Origin of the sequence: Massilia sp. CT11-137 (genome assembly GCF_047302885.1) — a bacterium.
Classification (GTDB): domain Bacteria; phylum Pseudomonadota; class Gammaproteobacteria; order Burkholderiales; family Burkholderiaceae_D; genus Telluria; species Telluria orientalis.
The window spans coordinates 3,631,942-3,653,827 of record NZ_JBKYMP010000002.1 but is presented as its reverse complement, the minus strand read 5'-3'; the positions used below and the strand labels follow the sequence as shown (position 1 = coordinate 3,653,827).

The window sequence follows — 21,886 nt, the reverse complement described above, 5'->3', positions numbered from 1 at the left end:
CGGGCGTTGTACACAGTGGGTCCAGGCTAGGATTATAGCCGTGCGGACTCACTTGTCTGACAAGTTTGCAAAAAAAACCCGCACGTCGCCCCTGCGCAGGCAGGGACCCCAACTTCACTGTTATCAGCCGAAACTTGGGCTCGCGCCTGCGCGGGAACGACGGTGTGGTCGGACGTCAGACGACATGTGGTACGCCAAGCCGTGCTCAGGGCCGGTATTTCGGCCCGTTGTGCAGGAACACGCCGCCCTGGTAGAAGGTCGTGATGTCGTCCGCCGGCGGATACTGGACTTCCGCCGGGAGCTTGTCCGCGAACTGCTGCGAGCTGTCCTTCGGCTTGTAGCGCAGGAAGGAAGCGTGACGGTCGTCCCACCAGCGGCCCTCGTTGTCCGAGATGCCGAACGTGATCGTGTGGCCCACGCGCGGCGTCGTCAGCGAGCGGTGCAGCAGCTGCATCAGGTCGTCGAGCGACAGCCAGGTGACCATCTGGCGGTAATTCGTCGCCTCCGGCCAGCAGTAGCCGATGCGGACGCACACGGTCTCCACGCCGAAACGGTCCCAGTAATAGCGCGACAGCGTCTCGCCGAACACTTTCGATACGCCGTAATAGCCGTCCGCGCGCGGGGGCATGGTGGCGTCGACGAGGTCCGTCGTCCTGTACATACCCATCGTGTGGTTCGTGCTGGCGAAGACGACGCGGCGGATGCCCAGCTTGTGCACGGCTTCGTACAGGTTGACCATGCCGAGGATGTTGGCCTGCATGATCGGCGCCCATTCCTCTTCGGTGGAGATGCCGCCGAAGTGCAGGATGGCGTCGACGCCCTCGCACATGCGCATGACGGCGTCGCGGTCGCCCAGGTCGCACAGGACGATTTCCTCGTGCGGTGCGGCGGGGCCGAAGTCGGCCACGTCGGACAGGCGCACGATGTCGGCGAATTCGTGCAGGCGCTCGCGCAGGCGGCGGCCCAGGTTACCGGCGGCGCCGGTGAACAGGATGCGTTTGAATGGTTTCGTCATTTGTAGTCGTTGATACGGGAAGGGAAAAGCGGCACGGGGCGAGCCCGCGTGCCGCAATGCTAACAGCGTTCCCGGCCCGTTGGCCAGTCCGGACCAACGCTCATCGTGTTGAGTAATTGGCCAGGGCACGAAAAAGTCGGATACCGGACTGCTAGTATTTTAGCGACTTCCACCCCGATCCTACCTTCATGAAGCTACGTCTTGCCTTGCTGCTGGCGCTCGCCGCGGCCGTCCCCGCGCATGCCGCGCGCGCCCTGTACGATTTCAATCCCGGCTGGAAGCTGACGGTCGGGGACCCGGCAAACGCCGCGCGTCCCGCCTTCGACGACAGCGGCTGGAAGGCCGTCAGCCTGCCGCACGCATGGAACGAGGACGACGCCTTCCGCAAGGACATCGCCGACCTGTCGACGGGCATCGCCTGGTATCGCAAGCATTTCCGGGTGCCCGGCCTGAAGCCCGGCCAGAAGGTGTTCCTCGAATTCGAAGGCGCGCGCCAGGCGGCGGAAGTGTTCGTCAACGGCAGGCGCGTGGCGCTGCACGAGAACGGCATCGGCGCGTTCGGCGTGGAGATCGCGGCGGCGCTCGTCGACGGCGACAACGTCGTGGCCGTCCGCACGGACAACCGCTGGGACTACCGCGAACAGGCGACGGGCCAGCGCTTCCAGTGGAACGACAAGAACTTCTTCGCGAACTACGGCGGCCTGCCGAAGAACGTGCGCCTGCACGTGACCGAACCCGTGTACCAGACCCTGCCCCTGTACGGGAGCCTCGGCACGACCGGCGTGTACGTATATGCGCGCGACTTCGACATCCCGCACCGCAAGGCCACCATCACGGCCGAATCGCAGGTGCGCAACGATTCCGCGCGGGCGCACAGGGTCGCGTACGAGGTCGAGCTGCGCGATAAGGACGGCAAGCGCGTCGCGCGCTTCGGTGCGCCCGCGCAGACGATCGCGCCCGGCGCCACGGTCACGCTGAAAGCCGGCGCGCCCGTCGCGGGCCTGAATTTCTGGAGCTGGGGCTACGGCTACCTGTACGACGTGGTGACGACCCTGGAGGTCGACGGCAAGCCGCTCGACGCGGTCACGACCCGCACGGGCTTTCGCAAGACGGCGTTCCGCAACGGGATGATCGAATTGAACGACCGCGTGATCCAGGTCCACGGCTACGCGCAGCGCACGACGAACGAATGGCCGGCGGTGGGCAGTGCCGTGCCCGCGTGGCTGTCCGATTACAGCAATGGCCTGGCGCTGGCCGGCAATGCGAACCTGATCCGCTGGATGCACGTGACCCCGTGGAAGCAGGACGTGGAATCGCTCGACCGTCTCGGGATGATGGAGGCGATGCCGGCCGGCGACTCGGAAGCGGACGTGAAGGACCGCCGCTGGGAGCAGCGCATCGACGTCATGCGCGATGCCATCGTCTACCACCGCAACAACCCGAGCATCGTGTTCTACGAAAGCGGCAACAAGGGCGTCAGTGCGGACCACATGCGCGCGATGAAGGCGCTGCGCGACGAATTCGACCCGCACGGCGGCCGCGCGGCCGGCAGCCGCGAGATGCTGAGCCGGGAGTTGCAGCACGTCGCGGAATACGGCGGCGAGATGCTGTACATAAACAAGAGCGCGGGCATGCCGATGTGGGCGATGGAGTATGCGCGCGACGAGGCGCTGCGCAAGTACTGGGATGACCTCTCTCCGCCGTACCACAGGGACGGCGACGGGCCGCTGTACAAGGGCCAGGACGCGAGCGTCTACAACCGCAACCAGGACAGCTTCGCCATCGAGGACGTGCAGCGCTGGTACGACTATTGGCGCGCGCGTCCCGGCACCGGCACGCGCGTGTCGAGCGGCGGCGTGAACATCGTGTTCTCCGATTCGAACACGCACCACCGCGGGGCCGAGAACTACCGCCGCAGCGGCGAAGTGGACGCCATGCGCATCGAGAAGGATGCGTTCTACGCGCACCAGGTCATGTGGGACGGCTGGGTCGACGTCGAGCATCCGCGCGCCCACATCGTCGGGCACTGGAACTACCCGGCGGGCACCGTCAAGCCGGTCACGGTCGTCTCCAGTGCGGACCACGTAAAACTGTTCCTGAACGGGAAGGAGGTCGGACCGGCCGTACAGAGCGCGCGCTTCCTGTTCACGTTCGACCGGGTGGCGTGGGCGGCGGGCGAACTGAAAGCGATCGGCTACGACGCGCACGGCAAGCCCGTGTGCGAAACGACATTGGCCACCGCCGGCGCGCCCGTCGCGTTGAAACTGACGCCCATCGTGTCGCCGCAGGGCCTGCGTGCCGACGGCGCCGACATGGCCCTCGTCCAGGTGGAAGTCGTCGACGCCGCCGGGCGCCGCCATCCGCTCGCGCTGGACATGGTCGACTTCGACGTGCAGGGCCCGGCCGAATGGCGCGGCGGCATCGCGCAGGGGCCGGACAATTACGTCCTCGCGCGCTCGCTGCCGGTGGAGGGCGGCGTCAATCGGGTGCTGCTGCGCACGACGCCGCAGGCGGGGCGCATCGTCGTCCGCGCCCGCGCGCAAGGTCTTGCGCCGGCCGAAGTGGTGCTGGAGTCGAAGCCGGTGCCCCTGAAGGATGGCCTCGCAGCCTTGCCGCCCGCGCCGCCCCTTCATCTGGACCGCGGACCGACGCCCGCCACGCCATCGTTCACGGTGTCGCGCGTGGCCGTGCCGGTGACCGCCAGCGATGCGCCGGACGGGAGCAAGTCCTACGATGACGACGAGACGACGGCGTGGACGAGCCAGGCCGGCGCCACGCCCGCGATCACATATACGCTCGCGCGGCCCGCGCGGCTGGCGCAAGTCGTGCTGAAATTGACGGGCTGGCGCGAGCGCAGCTATCCGCTCAAGGTCTATGTCGATGGCCGGGAAGCATGGAGCGGCCTGACGCCGAAGAGCCTCGGCTACGTCACGCTGCCGTTGCAGCCCGTGCAGGGCCGCACCGTGCGCATCGAGCTGGCGGGCCGGGCGGAAGAGGGCGGGGGCATCAAGCTGACGGAGGTCGCCAACCAGGCGAATACGGCGACGGGAACGAAAGGCGTGTCGACGGCCGTGCTGTCCATCGTCGAGGCGGAATTCTACGAAAGGCCCTGAGCGATGCGCGCCGTCGGCATCCCGTTCCGCCCGGACCGCCCGCGCAGCACGACCGCTGTCCCGGCATGATGCTGCCGGCCGACTACGAGCCGGCCTGGCCGTGCGGCGGGTGCAGCACGGCGTCGGCGCGCTTGCGTTCGTCGGCCGTCAGCGTGGGCGCCAGTGCCCGTAGTGCGGCCGCCGCGCCATCGTGCCCCGCCTGGCGGGCCAGGTCGAACATGACGTATGCCGTGGCCGGATCCCTGGCGCCGCCTTCGCCGTGCGCGGCCATCGCGCCCAGGTTGAACATGGCGTCGGGCTGGCCCTGGCGCGCCGCCGCTGCGAACCAGCGGCGCGCGGTGGCGAGGTCCTTGCCGACGACCTCGCCGCTGTAGAAATAGGTGCCGAGCGCGAACCGGGCATCGGGGTCGCCCTTCAGGGCCGCCTCCTTGTAGTACACGATGGCTTTCGCGGGATCGGCCGGCACGCCTTCGCCCAGGTCGTGCATCCGCCCGGCCGCGAACAGGGCGGCGGGGATGCCGGCGCGGGCCGCCGCCTCGAAATACGCGCCCGCCAGTTTCAGGTCGCGCGGGACGCCGTCGGCCGTGTAGTACGCGAGCCCCAGCAGGTATTGCGCCGGCGCGTAGCCATAGCCGGCCGCCTTTTCGTACCACGCGCGGGCCTTGTCCGCATCGCGTGCGACGCCGATGCCGCGGTCGTACATGCGCGCCAGCATGAACGCGGCGTCGATGCGGGGCGCCAGCAGGTCGGAGCGGGCGGGGTCGTACGGCTTGTGGTCCACCTTTTCCAGCCACGCGACGGCCTGTGCGCCATTCTTCGCCGTCCCGAGTCCGTACAGGTGCATCCGCGCCAGCATCAGCGCCGCGTCGTCGTAGCCGATCTTCGTCCATGCGGTGCCGAACATGTCCAGTGCGCGCGCGTAGTCCTTGTTGTCGAAGGCTTCGTAGCCCAGCGCGAGCGTCCTGTCGTTGCGGACGATGCGGTTGCGGCCCGCCGCGAAGCGCCAGTCGGCGCCGCGGCAGCCCGTGACCCGCGCGGTGGCGGAAGGCGGGTTCGACACGTCGCCGTTCGGCGCCAGGTCCGAGGCGCGCGGGACGTCGTTCGACATGCTGTCGTCCAGGCCGAAGTCGCGCATGTAGGCGGTCGTGACCGGATCGTAGGCGGGATTGTACGGGTCCATGAACGCGCATGACGATGCGGACCGGCCGTTCAGGATGCGGTCCTTCGCCGCGTTGATCGCATGGGGATCGCCGGTCCGCGCGCGCGGGCCGTTCACGACCACGGTGTCCGTCTGCGCCTGCACGGAAGACGCCAGCAGGACCGAGAGCAGGGCAGGGATGATGGTTGGCTTCATTGTGTCTCCTCGTTGTGCGGTCAAGGATAGCGCGGCGCGTGTGGCCAAATCGCTCACGGGATTGATCGATTCGGCCGCGGCGGCACGCGGGCGGAGAGTTGCGATAACCGCCGATGCGGCAAACGCGCGAATCGGCGACAAAAAGGAATCGCAATCGCCGCGTTGATCGGTTCGTGTGGTGTTTGCGCACGCACTTCGCTCACGCCGATGAGTATTTCCTGCTGATATATCACGGCGGCTGCACACGACCCTACACTGTTTTCAAGCCGACCCACACAAAAACAGACCGCACAGCGGTCCACCTAGGAGACAGAAAAATGCACGACATCCGACAGGTCATTCGCCCCACGCGCCTCGCCTACGCCGTCTCGCTGGCGGTCGCATCCCTGATGGCGGGCCAGGCTGCGTTCGCGCAGGACGCCACGCCGCCGCAGGACGCGACCAATGCGCAGGCGCCTGGCACAGGCACGGCCGCAGCCGCCGCGCCGCAGGGCAACCAGGAGATCGCGAGCGGCATCGCCACGGTGGTGGTCTCGACCCGCAAATCGCAGCAGTCGTCGATCGCCCGCAAGAAGAATGCGGCCACCGCGCTCGACTCCATCGTCGCGGAAGACGTGGGCTCGCTGCCGGACCGGAACATCGGCGAGGCGATCTCGCGCATGGCCGGCGTGGCGCTGGACCGCGGCGACTTTGGCGAGGGCGTGACCGTCGCCGTGCGCGGCAACGGCCCCGACCTCACGCGCGTGGAGATCGACGGCATGGCCGTGCAGTCCGCGAACACGGCCGGTCCCGGCTCCAGCGGCCGCGGCAACGAGTTCCGCCAGCTGTCCGCGGACCTGATCAAGAGCGTGGACGTCGTCAAGGGCTCGACGGCCGACATGGTCGAAGGTTCGCTCGGCGGCGGCATCATCATCAAGACGCGTACGGGCCTCGATTTCAAGGAGCCGTTCGCCTCCGTCCGCGTGGCCGGCACCACCAATAATCTGAACAAGAAGTGGGAACCGGACACCAACGTCATCCTGTCGCGCAAGTTCATGGACAACCGCCTGGGCGTGATCCTGAACGCGTCGAAGTCGACGACGGCCAACGAGCAGCACCAGATGCAGGTCGCGACGAGCGCGAACACGGGCTATGCGCGTGCGATCGACTTCGACAACTCGCCGGAAAAGACGTTCACCTATAACCCGTCCACGTTGAACATGGCCGATCCGGCGTCGACCACGCCGGCGGGGCCGGCGGCCGGCTCGGTGGGCATCTACCCGTACACAAGCGGCACCGGCAATTACATGACGGCCACGCCGTACGAGATCCTGACCAGGTCGGCCGCGGCCAAGACCAAGGCCGAATGCTACGCGGCGTTTCCGCGGCTGTCCGCGGCCGACGCCTCGCTGGCGAACCTGAGCTCCACCAATCGCAACAACGCGGTCAACGAGCGCCAGAACGAGTTGATCAGCTGCCTGAACCAGTGGAACGACTACACCCCTTCGCTCATTCGCAACAAGGTGCAGACCGAGGTCGATAAGCGCCAGAACCTCGACTTGCGCGGCGATTTCAAGGTCAACCGCGAACTGACGGTCTACCTGAAGGGCAGCTATTCGAAGCGCGACACGACGAACAACACCTCGTTCCTCAGCTTGGGCGGCATGAACGTCAACACGGCCAAGACGTTCGTCGACGCCAATGGCGTGCGCGCGGTCGCCCCGGACGCGGATGGCTACTACCTGTACCCGAACAACGTCAGCTACCTCGCCAACAACCCGGCCGTGCAGGGGGCCGTCACCAACATCGATCCGTCGACCGTGACCGTGGACGCGAGCCACCACGTCACGAGCTTCGGGATCAGCGACGGTAGCGCGGGCGTCGACCAGATCTACCAGAAGAGCAAGACGATCACCAAATACTTCCAGACCGGCGGCGAGTGGCGGCGTGGCGGCCTGGCGGCCGAGTGGCTGGTCGGCGACGCGAAGTCGAAGTACACGAGCGAGCAGTTCCGCACGACGTTCAGCACCAAATACGGCGCGGCGCAGTTGTCGGTGCAGCCGAACGGTCTGTGGGCGTACGACTTCCCGTCGGGCTCGAACTTCAATCTCTACAATCCCGCCAACTATGTGCAAATGGTGCAACCGGCGGCGTCGGCGGCGGTCAAGGCCGGCGGCAACAACATCAACGCCATCCCGGCATATACGGCCAACCAGCAGCCTCTGCTGACCTATTCGCAGCCGCAATTGACTTACAACCCGGTGGTGAGCGAGACGGAAGAGCGCACGGCCAAGGCGGATCTGACGTGGGCGACGCCCGAGTCGGTGCCGTTCTTCACCCGCCTCAAGACCGGCTTCAATTTCCGCGACACCCGCTACAAGCTGCCCGGCAATTACGGTAATGGTTACCAGGCGAGCAGCGACCCGAACGTCTGGGTGCAGCCGTCCATCGTCCGCAGTTCGCTGGTCGGCTGCGAGGACACGGCCGGTTCGCTGGGCGCGGGCGGCAACAAGTGCCAGTACGGCTACGTTCCGGGCAACGGGTACAATCGCCTGGGCTCGGGCACGGTATACGTGACGCCGCAACAGTTCCAGGACTTCGTCGCCAAGTCGATCACGGGTAACATCACCCAGACGGCGTTCTTCAACGGCGCCAACGGGCAGTTCGGCAGCGCCCTGACCAACTGGCCGAATATCGACGTGCCGAAGCTCTTCCAGCTCTCAGGCGTCCCGAACGCGAACCTGAACTGCATCTACACCTGCGTGGGTTCGGACGGCAAGACCTACGACCAGCCGATAGCGCGCATGAGCGAGCGGTCGGAGGCGCTCTATGTCATGGGCGACTTCCACGTCGACCACATCCCGTTTACGACCCGATCTCTGCCGTTTGGCTGGGATCTGGAAGGGAACCTGGGGTACCGCTACATCCGCACCAAGGTGCACGGCATAGGCCAGATGTCGTTCCAGTCGATCACGCGGAACGCGGACTTCGATCCGGCCAACCCGAACGCGCCGGGCGGCGTCAACGACGTGACGGTGACGACCAATACCGCGATCGACGCGACGACCCACGACTTCCTGCCGATCTATAACCTCGCGTTGTGGGTCGTGCCGGACCAGCTCGTGCTGCGCTACAACCGCGCCCGTACGGTCGCCCGCCCGCCGGTGACGTACCTGCTGCCCCAGGGGCTGTGCCGCTACGACGAACGCCTGAGCGAGGACGGTACCCAGACCTGCACGTCGAAAGTGGGCAATCCGGCGCTGCAGGCCCAGAAGAACCTGAACCAGAACTGGAGCGCGGAGTACTATCCAAGCAAGGACACGATGTTCTCGCTGTCGTACTTCAAACAGCAGGGCATCATCGGTCCGGCCATCGTGCAGAGTTCCACTGGTACGCTGGGCCTGGCGATCACCGACCCGACCACGGGCCAGCCGCTCGCCGAGCTGCCGTTCTCGTTCTCGACGTACCAGAATGGCGTGCCGACCACGCGCACCGGCTGGGAATTCAACACCAAGACCGCCTTCACGTTCCTGCCGGGGCCCTTGCGCTACCTGGGCTTCGACGGCAACTATACGAAGCTGGGTTCCGTCACGTCCACGCAGAACATCGTCGACCTGCTGACCGGCACCGCCATGCCGCCGCTGCGCGAGTCGAAGTTCCAGTACAACTGGGCGCTCTGGTACGACGATGGCCGCCTGTCGGCGCGCGTGGCGGTGCAGGGGGTCGCCAGCTACTTCGCCAACATCGCGGGCTGGACCGGCAACGGCTTGAATAATTACCCGAACGCGAGCGGCAACACCCGTCCGCCCGCCTACAACCCGGGTTCGCCAAACTTCAAGGACGCCACGCGCTACGTCGATGCGAAGATCGGGTATCGCATCACGCCGGAGATCGACGTCTTCGTGGAAGGCCGCAACCTGAACAACGCCGCGACCAGCAATAGCCAGGGGTCCTACGTACCGTTCTCGAACGGCACGCCGAGCATCCTCGACTACAGCTACGCGGGCCGTCGCATCATGGTGGGTGCGAATTTCCGCTTCGGCGGCTGACGCATGAGGAACCTGCTGGGTATCGCCGCGCTGGCCTGGGCCGCTTCGGCCGGCGCGGCGGACACGATCGATCTCGCCGGCGATTGGCGCTTCGCGCTCGACCGCGACGACGCCGGCGTGGCCGGGCACTGGGAAAGCCGCACGCTGGCGGACCGCATCCGCATCCCCGGCATCCTGAACGCACAGGGCTACGGCGACGAGATCACGGTGCGGACGCCGTGGGTGCTGTCGCTGTACGACAAGAACTGGAACCTGCGCGCGGACTACGCGGCATTCACGCTGCCGGGCCAGGTGAAGGTGCCGTTCCTGAGCCAGCCCCCGCGCCACTACCTGGGCGCGGCATGGTACCAGCGCGACGTCGAGGTGCCGGCCGCCTGGCGCGGCAAGCGCGTCGTGCTGCACCTGGAACGGCCCCGCTGGGGTTCCGGCGCGTGGATCGACGACCGCGCGCTGGGTACCGACGTCTCCCTCGTCGCGCCGCACGACTATGACATCGGCCCCCTCGCGCCGGGCCGGCACCGCATCACGGTGCGCGTGGATTCGCGCGTGCTGATGGCCTACCGGCCGGACTCGCACAGCATCTCCGATTCGCTTGGCATGAGCTGGAACGGCATCGTCGGCAAGGCCGAGCTGCGTGCGACGTCGCCCGTCTACATCGCGGATGCGCAGGTGTTTCCGGACGTGGCCAGCCGCAGCGTGCTCGTGAAGCTCAAGGTCGGCAATGGCGGCGGCCAGGCCGGGGCGGGAACCGTCACGGCCAATGGCCAGCGCATTCCCGTGGGCTGGACGGCGGACGGCGGCCACGCCGAATTCCGCGTGCAATATCCGAAGGACGCACCGGCGTGGGACGAGTTCCACCCGGTGCTGCAGTCGCTGAAGCTGCGCCTCGCTGGACCAGGTGCCGACGACGCGCGCGACGTGTCGTTCGGCTTCGTGCAGGTGGCGGCGCGCGGCACGGACATCCTCGTCAACGGCCGCCCGGTGTTCCTGCGCGGGACGCACCACGGCGGCGACTTCCCGCTCACCGGCTATCCGCCGACGGACGTCGCCTACTGGAAGAAGATCTTCGCGATCAACAAGGCGTGGGGCATCAACCACGTCCGCTTCCACTCGTTCACGCCGCCGGAAGCGGCCTTCCAGGCGGCGGACGAGGTGGGCATCTACCTGCAGCCGGAGCCGGGCATGTGGAACCGGTTCGAGCCCGGTTCGCCCATCGAACAGGCGCTGTACGACGAGACCGAGCGCCTGATCCGCGCGTACGGGAACCACCCGTCGTTCCTGCTCCTCAGTCCCAGCAACGAACCGTCGGGGCACTGGAAAGACGTGTTCGCGAAGTGGGTTGCACGCTTCCGCGCCGAAGACCCGCGCCGCCTGTACACGAACGGCACGGGCCACACGGAGCCGGTCGTGCCGGGTCTCGACGAGGGTGTCGACTACCTCGCGGTGCAGCGCATCGGCCCGAAGCCGCTGCGCAACAAGACGGGCTGGTTCGGGCGCGACTACGCGGCGTCGCTGGATGGCATTCGCGTGCCCGTCGTGTCGCACGAGGTGGGCCAATGGGTCGCCTATCCGGATTTCTCCATCATCGACAAGTTCACGGGCTATCTGCGGCCGGGGAACTACGAGATCTTCCGCGCATCCGCCCGCAGTCACGGCGTATTGGACCGCAACCGCGAGTTCGCGCTGGCCTCCGGCCGCTGGCAGCTGGCGTGCTACAAGGAAGAGATCGAGGCGGCGCTGCGCACGCGCGGCCTCAGTGGCTACCAGCTGCTGGACCTGCACGATTATCTGGGCCAGGGCACGGCGCTCGTCGGCATCCTCGATACGTTCTGGGAGTCGAAAGGCTATGCGACGCCCGACGCGTTCCGCCGCTTCAACGGCGCGACGGTGCCGCTGGCCCGCCTGACGCGCACCGTGTACACGACGCGCGACGCGTTCGACGTCCCGGTGGAGATCGCGCACTACGGCGCGCAGCCGCTGGCCGGTGCGCGGCCGTGGTGGCGCATCGAGGACGATGCCGGGCGTGCGGTCGCCGCAGGGCGGTTCGCCGCGCTCGACATCCCGATCGGCAAGAACATCCCGCTGGGCCGCGTCGCGGCGGACCTCGCACGGCTGCCGGCGCCCGCGCACTACCGGCTGGTCGCGGGCCTGGACGGAACCGACATCGCCAACGACTGGAACTTCTGGCTGTATCCCGGGCAGGTCGCCGCGGCCGTCCCGGCCGGTGTGCTCGTGACGCATGCGTGGCCGGAAGCCGAGGCGCGGCTGGCGCAGGGCGGCAGGGTGCTGTACCTGCCGCGCAAGGCGGACCTGGACTGGACGTCGCCGCCGCTCGCGGACGTCCCCGTGTTCTGGAACCGGTTGATGAATCCCGGATGGTCGCGCATGCTCGGCCTATGGATCGATCGCGCGCATCCCGCGTTGGCGGGCTTTCCTTCGGCCGACCACATGGATTGGCAGTGGAGCGACCTGGTGGCCGGCGCCCGCGCGTTCAATCTCGAACGCCTGCCGGCCGGGTTGCGGCCCATCGTCCAGCCCATCGACGACTGGAACCGCAACTACCGCCTCGGCGCCGTGTTCGAGGCGAAGGTGGGCAGCGGCCGCCTGATGGTGGCCACGTTCGACCTCGAGACCCGCCTGGACGAGCGCCCGGCCGCGCGCCAGTTGCGCCGCTCGCTGCTGGACTACATGGCCGGCCCACGCTTCGCGCCCGCGACGGCCGTCGATCCCGCCGCGCTGCGCGCCAGCCTGTTCGACACGCGCGTGATGAAAAAGCTCGGCGCGACAGCAAGCGGGTGGCCCGATGCGGCGAACGCCGTCGACGGCGACCCCAATACGGTCAGTCTCGTCGCGGTGAAGGGCGATGCGCCGCGGCCGCAGCCGGTGCTGACGATCGCGTTCGCGCAGGCCGTGCCGTTCGACGGGCTCGTGCTGATGCCGCGCCAGAACCATCGCGACCACGAGGGCGACGTGCGCGAGTGGTCCATTCAGGCCAGCGACGACGGCACGACGTGGCGCGACGTGGCCCGGCCGACGCTCCCGTCGACGTTCGATCCGCAGACCGTGCGCTTCGGGCGGACCGTCACGGCGCGCTGGCTGCGGCTGACGTCCCTGTCCGGGTTCGGTGCGGACCGGGCGAGCGCGCTGGCCGATGTCGCGGTGCTGTATTCCGGCCCGGCGCTGCCGGACGAAGCGGGCGAACTGGAATACAAGCGCTCGCGGTCGACGTCGGCCGCCGTCGACGAGGCGGGGATGGACGACAGGCCCCGCAAGCGTACGCGCTGAAAACGTATCGGTCGCGCGAAAAATTCTATTGGTCGGGTGAGGGGTACCCGATTATCATGCGATTATCGCCGCCAGCCGTAGGGCGGGCACCCGTGCCCGCGCGAAAGCAAACGTCCGCGTGGGCGCGGGGCGCCCACCCTACGTTTTATCTGGAGGTCCGATGTATCGCTTTGCCCTTCGCGCCCTGCCGGCGCTGGTTCTTTGTGCCGCGGCCGCATTCGCGCCGGCCCACGCCGCCGACCCCGTATTCCACAATCCGCTCGTGCAGCAGCGCGCCGACCCGCAGGTGAGCCTGCAGCCGGACGGCTGGTATTACTACACGGCGACCGTGCCGGAATACGACCGCATCGAGATCCGCCGCGCCCGTTCCCTCGACGACCTGGGTGCCGCCCCGGCGAAGACGGTGTGGCGCAAGCACGCGACCGGCGCGATGGGTGCGCACATCTGGGCGCCGGAGATGCACCGCATCGGCGGCAAGTGGTATATCTATTTCACGGCCGGCAGCGCGGAGCATCCGTGGGAAATCCGCCTGTACGCTCTGGAAAACGCGTCCGCCGATCCGTTTGCGGGCGAGTGGGTCGAACGCGGCCAGGTCAAGACGGGCTGGGAATCGTTCTCGCTGGACGCCACCACGTTCGAACACCGCGGCCAGCGCTACCTCGTGTGGACGCAGACGGCGCCCGACGGCAGCAAGGGCACCAACATCTATCTGGCGAAGATGGACACGCCGCTGTCGATCAAGGGCCCGGCCGTGCTGCTGACGAAGCCGGAGTACGCGTGGGAGAAGGTCAAGTTCGCCGTCGACGAAGGCCCGGCCGTGCTGGTGAGCCACGGCCGCGTGTTCGTCACGTTCTCGGCCAGCGCGACGGATGCGAATTACTGCCTCGGCATGGTCAGCGCGCCGGCGGACGCCGACCTGCTCGATCCGAAGTCGTGGACCAAGCTGCCGGAGCCCGTCTTCAGGAGCAGCGAGAAGAACGGCCAGTGGGGGCCGGGACACAACGCGTTCACGACGACGCCGGACGGTAAGACCGACGTGCTGGTCTACCACGCGCGCAACTACCGCGAGATCCAGGGCGATTCGCTGCACGACCCGAACCGCCACACGCGCGCGCAGGTCATCCGCTGGCGCGCGGACGGGATGCCGGATTTTGGCGAACCGGTGCCCGACGCCCCCCGGTAATTTAACCGTTGCTTTACCGCCCGGCACACTGGCAATGTGACCGGAAAGTCTGGTATTGTTGTCGCCATCGCAACAAAAACAAGACGGAGGACACAATGAACGGTGCGGGCGGTACGAGCGGAGGAACGGGCCAGTTCTTCCTGGGGCTGGTCCTGATGTGCGGGGGCTTCTACCTGCTGCTCAACAGCGTGGTGGTGAGTTCCAGCTTCGGCCTCGGCACGCGCCTGTTCGGCGTGGGCGGCTACGGCATCACGGGCGGGATCGTCCTCATTCCCCTCGTGATCGGCATCGCCACGATCTTCTACAACGCCCGCAACGTGCTGGGCTGGCTACTGGCGATCTGCGCCTTCGCGGCCCTCGTGTTCGGCGTGATCGCGTCCGTGAACATGTCGCTGCGCACGATGTCGGCGTTTGAACTCATCTGCATCCTCGCGCTGGCCTTCGGAGGGCTTGGACTGTTTTTACGCTCGCTGCGCAGTGCGGCCCGCGCAGAACAGGCGGCGGCGCCCGAACGCCGGCTGCGTTCCTGATCAGCGGATGCCGGCCTCGGTCTCCTGGCGCAGACGTGCGCGCCAGGCGCCCAGGGCGGACAGCGCGGCATGGAACTTACGTTCGATCAGGTCGGCCTCGGCCGGGGTGACGGTGCCGTCGAGCAGGGCGGTCGATACCGCCTCGGCCACGGCGCCCACGTCGCTCATCACGCGGCAGACCGTCTGCGACAAGTCGTCCTGGCGCGCCTGCTCCGGCTGTGGCACGACGAACGCCGCCATTCCGTGGCGCACCAGCAGCGCGTGCAGCGGCAGGTGCGCTTCCTGCACGCCGGCCTTGTGGCAGCATTCGACGATCTGCGACACCTCCTCGAACGACGGATAGTGCGATGCGATCGTGGGCGACAGTTTGTTGCGCAAGACATTGGCGGACATGTCGAGCTCGCGCGCCAGCGCATCGATGCCGCCGGGGTACTTGCGCGCCACCGTGTACAGGGCATCGTGCTGGTTCATGTCGAGGTAACGGCGGGTCATGGTATTCCTTTGCTAATTTTACCGGTGCGTGCGACCATCGCGGTCGTTATGCTGATTCTAACTTTCGATCGCTTCCATGACCATGTTGAAGTCTTATAACGTCGCGCTCGTGCTGGCCTTGGTGCTCCCGCTGGCGCATGTCGGGACCGTCGACGCCAGGCCGTCCTCGTCGAGCTCTTTCAAGAGCGGCTTTTCGTCGCAGCGCCCGTCGTCGCCTTCGAAGCCGTCGTATTCGTCGGCGAAGTCGAGCGGCACCAGCTTCGGCTCGTTCAGCCGGCGTTCGGCGCCACCCGACGCCGCGCCGCAACCGAGTAGATCGTCGGGCGGCTTCGGTTCGTTCAGCCGCGGCGCCGCCACGCCGCAGAAATCGGATTCGGCGCTGTCGCGGAAGCTGGACAGGAACACGGCGGAAGCGAACGCGCTGCGCACGCTGGACGCGCGCCGGCAGGCGCAGGCCGATGCGGCGCGGGACACCCGGCCGGTGCCCGGGTACGAGCAGGGACGGAGCGCGCCGACGTATGCGCCGCCGCCCGTGCAGCAACAGCAGCCGCCGGTGATCGTGCGCCAGGACAGCGGCCTCGGTCATGTGATCGCGGGTGCCATGATCGCGAACGCGGCGCGCGGCGCGCATGCGAACAACAACGGCTATGCGGGTGGAACCGCACCCGCGCCTTCCGGCGGCGGCACGTCGTTCCTCGGCGTGTTCCTGACCCTGTGCGTGCTGGCGCTGATCGGCTGGGGGTTGTACTTCGCGTGGCGCCGCCTGCGCCGCGGCCGGGAAGCCAAGAAACCGAATTATTCGTTCGAAAGGAATTGACGAGAATGGCCTGGAAGGATGTCTTCAGCTACGTGCGTGCGGTGGCCGCCAACAAGGGCGTGACGAAGGGCGAGACGCGCGCCGACGACGACGTGCCGCTGGGCGCGCGCATCGGCAGCGTCGTGCAGGTCCAGATGTCGCCGATCATCCGGGCGCAGGCGAACGGCTCGCTGATCGCGATGCCGGCCGCCGCGGACACGCGCATTCTCGCCGTGTCGCAGATCCGCCTGCAACCCGACACCGAGTTGTACCGCCTGTACCTCGACAAGGGCGACGACGCGGCCGACGAGAAATTCCTGCAGGTGTTCTGCGGCGACGACGGCAAGGTGGCCGAAGTGTTGTATTGCACCCAGCTGGCGCGCGTGATCCCGGAGACGGCCGACGACCAGGATGCGTACACGGGCGTGGCCGGCTACGGCCTGGGCGACGCCGGCTACACGCTGTGGCGCGAACAGCTGGCCGACATGCTGGGGGCGCAAGAACTGACGACCGTGTTCGGCGAGTCGGACCGTCTCGACTACACCCGCGACGCCGGCGGGCGCGAGGCGCAGTTCGTCAACCCGTTCAAGGGCCGCGAGACGCGCATCGACGATGCGCAAGGGCAGCACGGCCTGCGCCAGGAAATGTATTTCATGCCGTACGTGCGCCAGCTGGCGGACGGCGGCCGCGAATATTTATTGATCACGACGGAGATCGTGGAAAGCGTCGATGGCGACGCGGGCAAGCGCGGGATCCACGTGGACTTCGTCATCGGCATCCCGATGGAGCAGGAACGCATCGTCATCCAATAACCGTATGAACCGTTTTCTTCACCGCAGAAAGGAACAACAATGAGCAACGCTAGTGGATGGGGCCTGACCGCACGACTGGTCACGAAGCATTTCGGCGCACTGGGCAACCGCATCGCCGAGGCCATCGCCAACTTCGACCCCGAAACCGCGACCGAGGCCGACCGCGACCGCCTGGTCGCCACCTTGCGCGAAACGGCGCAACTGCTGGCCACGTCGCGCGCGTCGTTCGACAAGGAGCATGGCGACGTGGTGAACCTGCAGAACCTGATCGCGAACGATGAACGCGCCGCCGAGAAGCTGGCCGAGCGCCTGGCCGCCGGCACGATCTCGGAAGCGACCGTGACCATGTTCTGCGACGAGCTGGAAGCGAACAAGGCCCGCCTGCCTCAGGAAATCCAGGAAGAGGCGGATGCGAAGGCGTACATGGATGAGCTGCAGAAGATCGTCGATGCGCTGTCTAAGCAGCTGGCCGAGTTCGACGCCCAGGCCAGGAAGGCGATGCAGGCGCTGGCGGCCGCCAACGCGCAGAAGGAGCTGCAGCAACTGCGCCTCGAGCGCCAGGAACAGCTGAATGGCCTCACGAGCATGCGTGGCAACTCGACGGCGCTGTCCGCGCTGACCCGCCGCGCCCAGGCCGTGACGAACGAAGCGTCGGGCCTGCGCATCGTCGCCGACATCGGCCAGAAGCCGCTGGACCAGCAGGCGGAACTGGATGCGATCCGCAAGTCGGTCAGCCAGCCGGAAACGGCCGGCGAGAGCGCGCTGGAACGCCTCAAGCGCCTGTCGGGCAAGACGGCGGCTTGAGGACGAGATCCCGGGTCAGTCGTTCGGCTGGCCCGGCTTCACCGCGACCTGTTTGATCGTGCCATCCGCGTTATAGTCGAGCGGCGCGATGGCGATCGAGCGGCGGTAGCCGCCGCCGCCCGGCAGCAGGGCGTCATGGTAGAACACCCAGCTCTTGCCGTCGTGTTCGAGGATGGCCTGGTGGTTCGTCGAGATCTTCAGGTAGTCGATCATGACGCCGCGGTATGTGAAGGGGCCCATCGGCGAGTTCGCGGTCGCGTACAGGATTTGGCCGGGCCAGCCGGACGAGAACGAGAAGTAGTACACGCCGTTATGCTCGTGCATGAACGGCGCTTCGCCATATTTCTTCTTCGGGTCGGACGCGGGCAGGCCGTCGATCTTCACGATCCGGATCGGGCCGTCCAGCGAGATCATGTCCGGCTTCAGCTTGACGACCTTCGGCACGCGCGTGCCGAAGTACATGTATGCCTGGCCGTCCTTGTCGATGAAGACGGCCGGATCGATCGGCTCGTCGCCCGCGTTCACGTCGCGCTCGCGGTCGACGAGCGGATCCTTGCGTGCATCGACGAAGCCGCCGTCCGGGCGGTCCGACACGGCCACGCCGATCTTGTCGCCGCCGACGGGCGCATAGAAATAGTATTTGCCGTTGCGGTAGGCCGCTTCCGGTGCCCACGCCTTCGCATCCGGCTGCGCCCATTTGAACACGGTGACGGCCAGCGGCACGCCGGCGTCCCGCCACGTCTTCATGTCGGGCGACGTGTACAGGCGCCACGTGACGGAATCCCAGTACTTGCCGGTGTTCGACGCGTCGTCCGTCGCGTACAGGTAGAACTTGTCGCCCTTCGCGGCGGGGAAGAAGTGCGGCGACGGGTCGGCATTGAAGCGCGAAGCGATGGGCCGGCCCGCCTCCGGTGCGGCCGCCTGGGCGGCCAGCGCGAGCGATAGGGTGGGTACGAGAACGGCGAAGAAACGGCGAGTCAGGTGCATGGCGGCTCGTGGTCGAATAGTAAAAGAATGTGCATGCTAGCACAGCTTTTGGGACAAATGATATCGATAACTAAACTTTCCCGTGCCTGCTGGAGCCGGTCGCCAGGACGAGGAATAGCGCGCCGCCGAAAATCCACACGTCGGCCACGTTGAAGGAGTACGGATTGTCGATCCCGCAGCAGCTCACGTTGATGTAGTCGGCCACCGCACCGTACACGATCCGGTCGTAGGCATTGCCGAGGGCGCCGCCGATGATGGCGCCGGACGCCAGCAGCAACGGCCAGCCCGACTTGTTGCGTACCCAGAATGCCAGCGCAATGGAGGCGACGATACTGATCGCTACCAGCAGCCAGCGGGCGTCGAACCCGTTCAGCAGGCCGAAGTTCACGCCCTTGTTCCAGGCCATCACGAAATTCAAGTATGGGGGCCAGGCGGGGATCTGGTGGACGGACGCCAGGTCGAGCCGCTCGACGATGACGATCTTGGAGAGGCGGTCGAGGCCGAAGAACACGAGCGATGCGACAGCGGTGCGGAGCAGGGGGCTAAAGGAAGTCATGCGTCAGCTAGTCTTGAATGGTGAGGTCGACATCGACCGTCTCTTCGTACACGTAACCCTCGGCTTCATTGCGCAGCAACACCTTGACGCGCTTGATCGTACAAGGCTCGCCGGATCGATTCGATGACGCTACCGGTGGCAGTCGATGTCATCCGTACAGTGTACGGTCAAAGTTGAACTGATGCGTCATTTCATCGGGACGGGGCCGCGTCGAGCTGCTTCTGCAGCATGTCGTTCGCCACCGCGAGCGCATCGGCGGGCTTCGCAGCGACATCCGGCATGACCCCTGAGCCTTCCCAGTTCGTGTGGGTAATCGGGCTGATGGTCCGGCTATGCGGGATGGCGGCAAAGAAATGGTCGCCGAGGCGATACAACGCGATCGGGTGGGCACCGCCCCACGTCCGTGCCCCGACCACGGTGGCGCGTTTCAACGCCTGCATCGTATAGGTGAAATCTTCGCCGGCGGACGCCGTCCCCGGCCCGGCCAGGATCGCGACAGGCTTCCTGCCGCCATAGCGTCTGCCGTCGAGTGCGCCTTCGGTCCAGGTCTGTGTCGTCCTGCCGGAATCGCGCGACCAGATGTCGTTCAGGCGCGTGGGGCCGTCGACGAAATAGCTGATCAGCAGCGCCACCGATGCCGGGTCGCCGCCCCCGTTGTCGCGCACATCGACGATGAGCGCGTCGGTATCGGACAGCTTGTCCAGTGCGGACGCATACGCTCCCGCCACCGCGGCACGGGGTGGAAATGACGATATCCGCAGATAGCCGATGGCGGGACTCAGATGGCCGACGTGCTCGACACCGGCATATCGGGCCCGGGCGGCGCCGGATGCCGCCCTCGGCATGACATCCGGCTCGACGCCGGGACGCAACCGCTTCGGGCTGAACTTCACCTTCATGTGCAGGTCGTGGGCCACGGACGCCATATCGGCCGTGAGCTGCGCGGCGAATCGCTCGCCGCTTGTGATGGCGCCGTACGCGCCATCATGCTGCCGCTGTCGCAGCAACATTTCGATCTGCCTTGCCCTGTCGTGGAACACGTAGTGCTGGTCGAGCCGGGCGACGAGCGTATCGATCGTTTGTGCGCGCGTCGTGCCGTCGACTGACAGGTCGGGCCGGAAGAGGTCCGGCAGGGCAACGACGGTGCCGGCCAGCCCCAACGACAGCAAGATCAACAGGATGAACAGGTTTCTTTTCAATTCTTTCCCCCTCGCTGAGCAGGTTATCGGAAAGGCTGCCCGGGAAAATGCGTGGATTGTCACATCGGTTCGGTAATCATATTCGACACCATGCCGTGTTAAGCTCGCCTCATGCATAACGTTCCCAGCCCGATCTTCACCATGTTGCTGGCCGCGGCCGTCAGCGCCAGCGCTTCCGCCGCCACATTGTCCGTCGGCCCGGGCAAGGCGTTTTCCGCACCGTGCGCCGCCGTCGCCGCCGCCCGGGACGGCGACACCATCGAGATCGAAGGCGGCACCACGTACCAGGGCGACGCCTGCAGGATCGCCCGCAACGGCCTGACCATCCGCGGCGTGAACGGCCGCCCCCGGATCGACGCGGCCGGCAAGGAAAACGGCGGCAAGGGTACGTGGGTCGTGACGGGCAACGACATCGTCGTCGACAACGTCGAGATGACGGGCGCGAAGGTCGCCGACCAGAACGGTGCGGCGCTGCGCCTGGAGGGCACCAATTTCACGTTGCGTCACAGCTTCCTGCACGATAACGAAAACGGCATTCTCAGCGGTCACAACGAGAACAGCGACATCCTCGTCGAATACACCGAGTTCGGTCACAACGGCTTCGGCGATGGCCAGACCCACAACCTGTACATCGGCAAGGCCAGGAGCCTGACTTTCCGCTACAACTATTCGCACGATGCGAACGTCGGCCACAACCTGAAGTCGCGCGCGATGACGAACACGATCGTCTACAACCGCTTCTCGAGCACGAATCCGGGCGAGAAGGGCAGCACGGCCTCGGGCCAGCCGAGCTACGAGATCGACCTCCCGAACGCGGGCACATCCTACGTCATCGGCAACGTCATCCAGCAACCGGCCGCCAACCAGAATCCGGCCATCGTGGCGTACGGGGAGGAAGGTGCGACCAATCCGGGCCAGGACCTGTACTTCGTCAATAACACCGTGGTGAACGACTTCGCCGGCGGGACGTTCCTGTTCGTCAGCGGCAAGGTTTCGACGCCGGCGCTCATCCAGAACAATATCTTCGTCGGCAACGGCATACTCAGTACCCAGTCCAGCGCAGTACTGAAGAACAATTACCGCGCTCTCGCGGCCGACATCGCCGATCGTTCGACCGGCAGCTTGCGGCGCTTCGCCAGCGCGCTCGTGATCGGCGCGGGCACCGACCCGGGCAAGTCGGCCGCCGGCGTGCCGTTGGTGCCGACGGGGCAGTACAAGGACGTCGCGGCGGGCGAGGCGCGCCCCGTTTCCGGCGCGCTGGACCTCGGCGCCTTCGACGTGCGGGGCGCCACGGCGCGTGCGAAAGCGGTCTCCTGGACCGAATGCGCCGCGGAGGGCAAGGTCTGCCGGTTCGGCGGCACGCGCGAAGTGAGATTCGGCAGCGAAGGCGCGTACACGTCGAAGATCGTGACCGCATCGACGCCCTGCACGACGGCCGTGTTCGGCGACCCGGCGCGCGGCCTGGCCAAGGCCTGCAGCTATGCCGACGTGACCACGGCGGCGCCGGCCGCGCAGGCGAAAACCGCCGCGGCGAGCGCCTGGACGCCGTGCGCGGGCGAGGGCGCCATCTGCCAGCTCAGCGGAACCAATCGGGTGCGTTACGGTACCGAAACCAAAAACGTGACCAAGGTGTTGACCGGTCCCGTGACCTGCTCGAACGCCACGTTCGGGGATCCTGCCCACGGTTCCTTGAAGACCTGCAGCTATCGGGCGGGACGGTGACGGCGCCGGA

The 21,886-nt window shown here is 66.8% G+C and carries 15 protein-coding genes; 9 read left to right on the top strand and 6 right to left on the bottom strand.

All coding sequences use genetic code 11. From position 1 onward, the window contains the following. Positions 1–205: 205 nt before the first annotated feature. Positions 206–1,015: an NAD-dependent epimerase/dehydratase family protein gene (locus ACEN98_RS33030; RefSeq protein WP_413389049.1), complete on the bottom strand. Its 810-nt coding sequence runs from the start codon at positions 1,013–1,015 to the stop codon at positions 206–208. A 188-nt stretch (positions 1,016–1,203) separates the two neighbouring features. Here ACEN98_RS33030 and ACEN98_RS33025 point away from each other — a divergent pair, with 188 nt between their 5' ends. Continuing rightward, positions 1,204–4,128, top strand: a complete 2,925-nt coding sequence (locus ACEN98_RS33025) for a glycoside hydrolase family 2 protein (RefSeq protein WP_413389048.1) — start codon at positions 1,204–1,206, stop codon at positions 4,126–4,128. An 82-nt stretch (positions 4,129–4,210) separates the two neighbouring features. Here the strand turns inward: ACEN98_RS33025 and ACEN98_RS33020 are convergent, their stop codons facing one another. Further along, positions 4,211–5,482 carry a tetratricopeptide repeat protein gene (locus tag ACEN98_RS33020; RefSeq protein WP_413389047.1) on the bottom strand — a complete coding sequence of 424 codons (1,272 nt, stop codon included), beginning with the start codon at positions 5,480–5,482 and terminating at the stop codon, positions 4,211–4,213. A 317-nt stretch (positions 5,483–5,799) separates the two neighbouring features. Here ACEN98_RS33020 and ACEN98_RS33015 point away from each other — a divergent pair, with 317 nt between their 5' ends. From ACEN98_RS33015 to ACEN98_RS33000, 4 genes are all read left to right on the top strand, one after another. Continuing rightward, a complete protein-coding gene (locus tag ACEN98_RS33015) occupies positions 5,800–9,510 on the top strand; it encodes a TonB-dependent receptor plug domain-containing protein (protein ID WP_413389046.1) in 3,711 nt (1,236 codons plus the stop codon). Positions 9,511–9,513: 3 nt separating this feature from the next. Next, entirely contained in the window at positions 9,514–12,795 is a 3,282-nt protein-coding gene (locus tag ACEN98_RS33010) for a discoidin domain-containing protein (RefSeq protein WP_413389045.1), read from the top strand. A gap of 160 nt (positions 12,796–12,955) precedes the next feature. After that, positions 12,956–13,978 carry a family 43 glycosylhydrolase gene (locus tag ACEN98_RS33005; RefSeq protein ID WP_413389044.1) on the top strand — a complete coding sequence of 341 codons (1,023 nt, stop codon included), beginning with the start codon at positions 12,956–12,958 and terminating at the stop codon, positions 13,976–13,978. 95 nt (positions 13,979–14,073) lie between these two features. Beyond that, positions 14,074–14,508 carry a hypothetical protein gene (locus ACEN98_RS33000; RefSeq protein ID WP_413389043.1) on the top strand — a complete coding sequence of 145 codons (435 nt, stop codon included), beginning with the start codon at positions 14,074–14,076 and terminating at the stop codon, positions 14,506–14,508. Here ACEN98_RS33000 and ACEN98_RS32995 read toward each other — a convergent pair whose 3' ends face one another. Further along, positions 14,509–15,000 (bottom strand): phage regulatory CII family protein, encoded by a 492-nt coding sequence (locus ACEN98_RS32995; RefSeq protein ID WP_413338951.1) that lies wholly within the window; start codon positions 14,998–15,000, stop codon positions 14,509–14,511. It abuts the gene before it with no gap. A gap of 76 nt (positions 15,001–15,076) precedes the next feature. Between ACEN98_RS32995 and ACEN98_RS32990 the strand changes: the two genes are divergently transcribed. From ACEN98_RS32990 to ACEN98_RS32980, 3 genes are read left to right on the top strand one after another with little or no spacing between them, the layout of a single operon-like run. Beyond that, a complete protein-coding gene (locus ACEN98_RS32990) occupies positions 15,077–15,817 on the top strand; it encodes a hypothetical protein (RefSeq protein ID WP_413389042.1) in 741 nt (246 codons plus the stop codon). Positions 15,818–15,822: 5 nt separating this feature from the next. Next, positions 15,823–16,608: a DUF2491 family protein gene (locus ACEN98_RS32985; protein WP_413389041.1), complete on the top strand. Its 786-nt coding sequence runs from the start codon at positions 15,823–15,825 to the stop codon at positions 16,606–16,608. Between the two features lie 39 nt (positions 16,609–16,647). Next, positions 16,648–17,412: a hypothetical protein gene (locus ACEN98_RS32980; RefSeq protein ID WP_413389040.1), complete on the top strand. Its 765-nt coding sequence runs from the start codon at positions 16,648–16,650 to the stop codon at positions 17,410–17,412. 15 nt (positions 17,413–17,427) lie between these two features. On the opposite strand, the gene ACEN98_RS32975 is transcribed toward ACEN98_RS32980, so the two are convergent. The 3 genes from ACEN98_RS32975 to ACEN98_RS32965 all read right to left on the bottom strand — a co-directional run bounded on the left by ACEN98_RS32975 (position 17,428) and on the right by ACEN98_RS32965 (position 20,154). Continuing rightward, on the bottom strand, positions 17,428–18,399 hold the full coding sequence (locus ACEN98_RS32975) for a family 43 glycosylhydrolase (protein ID WP_413389039.1): 972 nt from the start codon (positions 18,397–18,399) through the stop codon (positions 17,428–17,430). A gap of 70 nt (positions 18,400–18,469) precedes the next feature. Continuing rightward, positions 18,470–18,955 (bottom strand): signal peptidase II, encoded by a 486-nt coding sequence (lspA, locus tag ACEN98_RS32970; RefSeq protein WP_413389038.1) that lies wholly within the window; start codon positions 18,953–18,955, stop codon positions 18,470–18,472. 191 nt (positions 18,956–19,146) lie between these two features. Beyond that, a complete protein-coding gene (locus ACEN98_RS32965) occupies positions 19,147–20,154 on the bottom strand; it encodes a S41 family peptidase (RefSeq protein WP_413389037.1) in 1,008 nt (335 codons plus the stop codon). 111 nt (positions 20,155–20,265) lie between these two features. Between ACEN98_RS32965 and ACEN98_RS32960 the strand changes: the two genes are divergently transcribed. After that, positions 20,266–21,876: a hypothetical protein gene (locus ACEN98_RS32960; RefSeq protein ID WP_413389036.1), complete on the top strand. Its 1,611-nt coding sequence runs from the start codon at positions 20,266–20,268 to the stop codon at positions 21,874–21,876. Positions 21,877–21,886: the final 10 nt, after the last annotated feature.

Excerpts from the sequence above, each read along its gene's own strand:
- ACEN98_RS33030 (WP_413389049.1), bottom strand. The coding sequence starts at position 1,015 with ATGACGAAACCATTCAAACGCATCCTGTTCACCGGCGCCGCCGGTAAC.
- ACEN98_RS33025 (WP_413389048.1), top strand. The coding sequence starts at position 1,204 with ATGAAGCTACGTCTTGCCTTGCTGCTGGCGCTCGCCGCGGCCGTCCCC.
- ACEN98_RS33020 (WP_413389047.1), bottom strand. The coding sequence starts at position 5,482 with ATGAAGCCAACCATCATCCCTGCCCTGCTCTCGGTCCTGCTGGCGTCT.
- ACEN98_RS33015 (WP_413389046.1), top strand. The coding sequence starts at position 5,800 with ATGCACGACATCCGACAGGTCATTCGCCCCACGCGCCTCGCCTACGCC.
- ACEN98_RS33010 (WP_413389045.1), top strand. The coding sequence starts at position 9,514 with ATGAGGAACCTGCTGGGTATCGCCGCGCTGGCCTGGGCCGCTTCGGCC.
- ACEN98_RS33005 (WP_413389044.1), top strand. The coding sequence starts at position 12,956 with ATGTATCGCTTTGCCCTTCGCGCCCTGCCGGCGCTGGTTCTTTGTGCC.
- ACEN98_RS33000 (WP_413389043.1), top strand. The coding sequence starts at position 14,074 with ATGAACGGTGCGGGCGGTACGAGCGGAGGAACGGGCCAGTTCTTCCTG.
- ACEN98_RS32995 (WP_413338951.1), bottom strand. The coding sequence starts at position 15,000 with ATGACCCGCCGTTACCTCGACATGAACCAGCACGATGCCCTGTACACG.
- ACEN98_RS32990 (WP_413389042.1), top strand. The coding sequence starts at position 15,077 with ATGACCATGTTGAAGTCTTATAACGTCGCGCTCGTGCTGGCCTTGGTG.
- ACEN98_RS32985 (WP_413389041.1), top strand. The coding sequence starts at position 15,823 with ATGGCCTGGAAGGATGTCTTCAGCTACGTGCGTGCGGTGGCCGCCAAC.
- ACEN98_RS32980 (WP_413389040.1), top strand. The coding sequence starts at position 16,648 with ATGAGCAACGCTAGTGGATGGGGCCTGACCGCACGACTGGTCACGAAG.
- ACEN98_RS32975 (WP_413389039.1), bottom strand. The coding sequence starts at position 18,399 with ATGCACCTGACTCGCCGTTTCTTCGCCGTTCTCGTACCCACCCTATCG.
- lspA (WP_413389038.1), bottom strand. The coding sequence starts at position 18,955 with ATGACTTCCTTTAGCCCCCTGCTCCGCACCGCTGTCGCATCGCTCGTG.
- ACEN98_RS32960 (WP_413389036.1), top strand. The coding sequence starts at position 20,266 with ATGCATAACGTTCCCAGCCCGATCTTCACCATGTTGCTGGCCGCGGCC.